Source organism: Streptomyces sp. NPDC059452 (genome assembly GCF_042750035.1).
Taxonomy (GTDB): domain Bacteria; phylum Actinomycetota; class Actinomycetes; order Streptomycetales; family Streptomycetaceae; genus Streptomyces.
On the sequence record NZ_JBHYVE010000060.1, the window covers coordinates 1 to 3,538 of the forward strand.

The window sequence follows — 3,538 nt, forward strand, 5'->3', positions numbered from 1 at the left end:
CGATCTGCTGGAGATCGGCCCGACCGCACCACCCGTCGGCTTCGGCTGCCGGCTGTGGTCAGTTCCAGGCGTACAGGGTCAGAGGCGCTTCAGCTTCCACGGGCCGAGGGCGACAACGGTGATGTAACCAGGGCCGGGGATCTTGACGCGCCCCCGCATATGGCCCTCATGAGTTATGTCCATGGGGTTTCCGCGGAAGTCGGTGCAGACGAATCCCGCCACCCCGTCCTTCTGTTCGAAGGAGAACGAGAATTCCCCGCCCCTGGACCCGGACAGCACCTCGCCACCATCACCTTCGAGCTCGGATTCGAGTTTCCGAAGACTCTCCGGGGCGATGGTACGGAGATGCCACCGTGCGATACCGCCGGAATCTCCGCCGTGACGCTTGACCTTGACGTGTGTGTGCTTGGGGGCCAGCACGAAAAGGAACGGCTTCGTCCCTGTTGTACTGGTCACATACACGTGGTCGTCCTCGGACCTGACGTGTTCGGTATCGATCCCACCCATGGCGGAGAAATGGGTGAGGAATCCTCCGGATCGCAATTCCACGATCGCCGGCTCACCGGCTGGACGCGGAATGGGCACCATGCGGCTCCGCCAGCCCTGTGCGCTTACCCCTGCCGATATCTGCGGCATTATTTCCCTCCCCGCACTCTGTGCGGCGAACTCTACAGGGGGGCGGTCAATGCTGTCAGGAAAAGAAATGCGTGAGCTCCGCCCGGTTGGGTCCCGTCACCGGTTCGTCCTTTGAAGCGGTCTCGGCCCCGGGGACATCGGCGGTCCCGGGCCGCCGGACCGCCACCGGGTACTCCAGCGGCTCCGCCTCCTCGTCCTGGTTGACGGTGGCGTACATCCAGTTGGACTCGGCGAGTTGGTCGACCGCGGTGGCCAGCAGGTACTCGGTCACCGACCAGTCCGCCGCTTCGCCGTGGAGGTCGCGCACCAGGGCGCTGTCGCGCGGGAGGTGCTTGACGAGCACCGCGAGCCGGCGGGAGGAGAGCCGGCCGCGGTGCCAGTCGAGCAGGTCCGTGCCGTAATGGCGGAGCAGGTCCGCCTCAAGGGCCTCGGCGTGCTCTTCCACGAGCTCGCCGAGGCTCAGCCTTCCCCCAGGCCGAGCCCGGTCTCCTTGCCGTACGCCTCAAGAATCGCCGCGATGTCCTGCATCGTCAGGTCGAGCCGGTCGAAGCGGGCGAACTGCTCCTCGCCGAGCAGCAGTCGCAGCAGACCGTCGACGTCGTTGTCGTCGAGTGCGCGGAGCTTGCGGGCGGTGGAGCGGGAGAGCTCGGTGGGGAGCTCGAAGGTGTGGTCGTCGAGCTCGAAGGACCAGGCCAGCCCGAGGGCTTCGAGGCGCTGGGCCCGGGCCGCGTTGACGTTGAAGGCGGACATGCGGGGCTCCTTGCTGGTGGGGAGGGGGAGAGGGCGGGGGATGCAGAGGAAGAGGAGGGGCCGGTGGCCGGTGCGGGACGGATACCGCTACCGCCGCGCACCGGCCACCGGAAAGGCAGCCGTACCGGCTGCCGGAAGGAGGGTGGGGCGTGGCCCCGGGGCGGATCAGCTGCCGTAGGCCGCCTTGTCCTTCATCAGCCAGGTCGCCAGGGTGCCGCTGTTCTCGAGGGCGAGCGCGGTGAAGGTCACGCCCAGCTTCAGCGCGCCCGTACGGGTCAGCGCGATCTCCTCGGTCTCGGTGACCTGGCCGCGCGGGATGATGAAGCGGTACGTGACGTCCGCGCCGTCGCTGAACTCGATGCCGAGCTGGCGCTCGTCCCGCTGCGGCTCCGCGCCCAGCGTGTACGCGAAGGTGTCGACGGCCCCGGCGGCGGTCACCGGGGTCACCGCGCTGCCGCCCATGAAGAACGGCAGCGTGTCCTTGTTGAACTGGAGCAGCTGGAACTTCACGGTCAGGTCGCGGTCGGAGTAGATGAACCGCGCCGGGCTCACCGACTGCCAGGTGTCGACCGGGTCGATCTTGTCCTTCTTGTTGAACTTGATGCCGTCGGTCGTGGTGAAGCCCAGCTCGGTCCAGCCGGCCGGCCAGGCGTCGGCGGTGTGCTTGGGGGCGGCCGGCGGGGTGGCGCCGGCCGGTGCCACCAGGATGCGGCCGGTGCCGGCGACGCGGATCTGGCTGCCGTTGTTGTTCGCCATGAGTACTGCTCCTCGGTGTGGTGTGTGCGGTGTGTGCGTGGGGTGCGTACGTCGTCGTACGGGTACGCGAAAGCCCCGCCGCGAAGGCGACGGGGCCGGTTCATGGAGGGGGGTCCGGGACGCTCGGCGGTCCGGTACGCCCGTGCCGCTCCTAGGCGGGGCGGATGGAGATGCGGTACGTGGAGAGGTAGCGGCTCGCCTGCGGCCGGGTGAAGTCGGGCAGCCAGCGCGGTCCGTCGGCCTCGACGATGTCGGTGACCGACGCGGTGCCGTGGACCGTGCCGGTGGCGGCCAGCAGTGCGGCCCGCGCCGTGTTGGCGAGCGTATGGGCCGTGGACTTGTCCGGACCGTAGACCTCCAGTTCGACCTGCGGCTGGTCGAGGTGGAGGTCGTCGATCCACGCGCCGCCGACGCGGGAGACGAGGACAGCCCTGGCCGTGCCGTCGAATCCGGCCGGAGGAGTCTCGTCCACGATCACGCCCGCCAGTTCCGAGCGGTCGGCGAGCAGTTCCACGACGAGGGCCTGCACATCGGGGAAGACGCCCGGGGAAGAGGGCATGACAGGGGTACTCCTTTCGTAGCTGCGGGTGGAGGGGAGTGACTGATGTACGACGGCGGAGCCGCGCCCCCGGAGGGTGGGGGCACAGCTCCGCCGCTGCACTCATTGTGATCCATGTCGTGCGTGCGCGCAACTAACTAGTTCGGTGGCTCAATGCCCTCCGCCGGGAGGGCCTGCTGCGTTACGCTCGATCAATCGAACGAACATTCGAAAAAGTGCGATGTGATGCGCGGAGCGCCGTACGGGCGTGAGGAGCGGTGAGCGTGGCGACGAGGACGACGGCAGGGCGGACAGTGGGGGTGGGGCGCCCGTGGTGATCAGCGCGCAGGAGCGGCTGGTGGATGTGGTGGCGGCCGCCGTGGAGGTGGCCGCCGAGACGGCGGAGGCCGGTGTGTACACGGCGGAGGTGGGGAGAACCCTTACGTCGGTCGTCGGCAAGGTCGGCGCCCGCATCGCCCTCGACGCCGAGGTGCGCGGGTTCACCAGCGGCTGGCAGGAGGCCGTGGCGCTGATGGCCCCCAAGGCGCCCGCGGACGCCCAGGTCTTCCGGATGCCCGGACGGACCCCCGCGGACGCGAACCGCCCGGACCGCAACGGCCGTTCGGGCCGCCCGGACCATGTCGGCCGTACGGACGGCCCGGGGTACGCCGGTCGTACGGACGGTCCGGGGTACGCCGGTCGTACGGCCGGCCCCGAGCCCGCCCGTCGTACGGACGGGCCGGACCGCCTGCGCCCCATGGGCGCGAGGCGTCCGGGCCGCACCGAGAACCCCTGACCGCACAGCTCGTTCACCGGAAACGTGAAGAAGGGCGTCGGGCCGGCCACCCTCCAGGGGGT

The 3,538-nt window shown here is 69.5% G+C and carries 6 protein-coding genes; 1 reads left to right on the forward strand and 5 read right to left on the reverse strand.

Features of this window, described 5'->3' with window-relative positions:
- Window positions 1-78: 78 nt before the first annotated feature.
- The 5 genes from ACFW9Z_RS35990 to ACFW9Z_RS36010 all read right to left on the reverse strand — a co-directional run bounded on the left by ACFW9Z_RS35990 (window position 79) and on the right by ACFW9Z_RS36010 (window position 2,701).
- The gene (locus tag ACFW9Z_RS35990; RefSeq protein WP_384647924.1) at window positions 79-636 is read right to left on the reverse strand and encodes a hypothetical protein; all 558 of its coding nucleotides are present in this window, start codon (window positions 634-636) and stop codon (window positions 79-81) included.
- A 55-nt stretch (window positions 637-691) separates the two neighbouring features.
- Window positions 692-1,081 carry a hypothetical protein gene (locus tag ACFW9Z_RS35995; RefSeq protein ID WP_384647926.1) on the reverse strand — a complete coding sequence of 130 codons (390 nt, stop codon included), beginning with the start codon at window positions 1,079-1,081 and terminating at the stop codon, window positions 692-694.
- Between the two features lie 14 nt (window positions 1,082-1,095).
- Entirely contained in the window at window positions 1,096-1,386 is a 291-nt protein-coding gene (locus tag ACFW9Z_RS36000) for a hypothetical protein (protein WP_326704061.1), read from the reverse strand.
- Window positions 1,387-1,551: 165 nt separating this feature from the next.
- The gene (locus ACFW9Z_RS36005) at window positions 1,552-2,142 is read right to left on the reverse strand and encodes a phage tail protein (RefSeq protein ID WP_384647929.1); all 591 of its coding nucleotides are present in this window, start codon (window positions 2,140-2,142) and stop codon (window positions 1,552-1,554) included.
- A gap of 151 nt (window positions 2,143-2,293) precedes the next feature.
- Window positions 2,294-2,701: a hypothetical protein gene (locus ACFW9Z_RS36010; protein ID WP_384647931.1), complete on the reverse strand. Its 408-nt coding sequence runs from the start codon at window positions 2,699-2,701 to the stop codon at window positions 2,294-2,296.
- Between the two features lie 310 nt (window positions 2,702-3,011).
- Between ACFW9Z_RS36010 and ACFW9Z_RS36015 the strand changes: the two genes are divergently transcribed.
- Window positions 3,012-3,476, forward strand: a complete 465-nt coding sequence (locus ACFW9Z_RS36015; protein WP_384647933.1) for a hypothetical protein — start codon at window positions 3,012-3,014, stop codon at window positions 3,474-3,476.
- The last annotated feature ends 62 nt before the right edge of the window (window positions 3,477-3,538 follow it).

What these genes read in the sequence shown, in the direction of transcription:
- ACFW9Z_RS36005 (WP_384647929.1), bottom strand. Translation starts at nt 2,142, where the DNA reads ATGGCGAACAACAACGGCAGCCAGATCCGCGTCGCCGGCACCGGCCGC.
- ACFW9Z_RS35990 (WP_384647924.1), bottom strand. Translation starts at nt 636, where the DNA reads ATGCCGCAGATATCGGCAGGGGTAAGCGCACAGGGCTGGCGGAGCCGC.
- ACFW9Z_RS36010 (WP_384647931.1), bottom strand. Translation starts at nt 2,701, where the DNA reads ATGCCCTCTTCCCCGGGCGTCTTCCCCGATGTGCAGGCCCTCGTCGTG.
- ACFW9Z_RS36000 (WP_326704061.1), bottom strand. Translation starts at nt 1,386, where the DNA reads ATGTCCGCCTTCAACGTCAACGCGGCCCGGGCCCAGCGCCTCGAAGCC.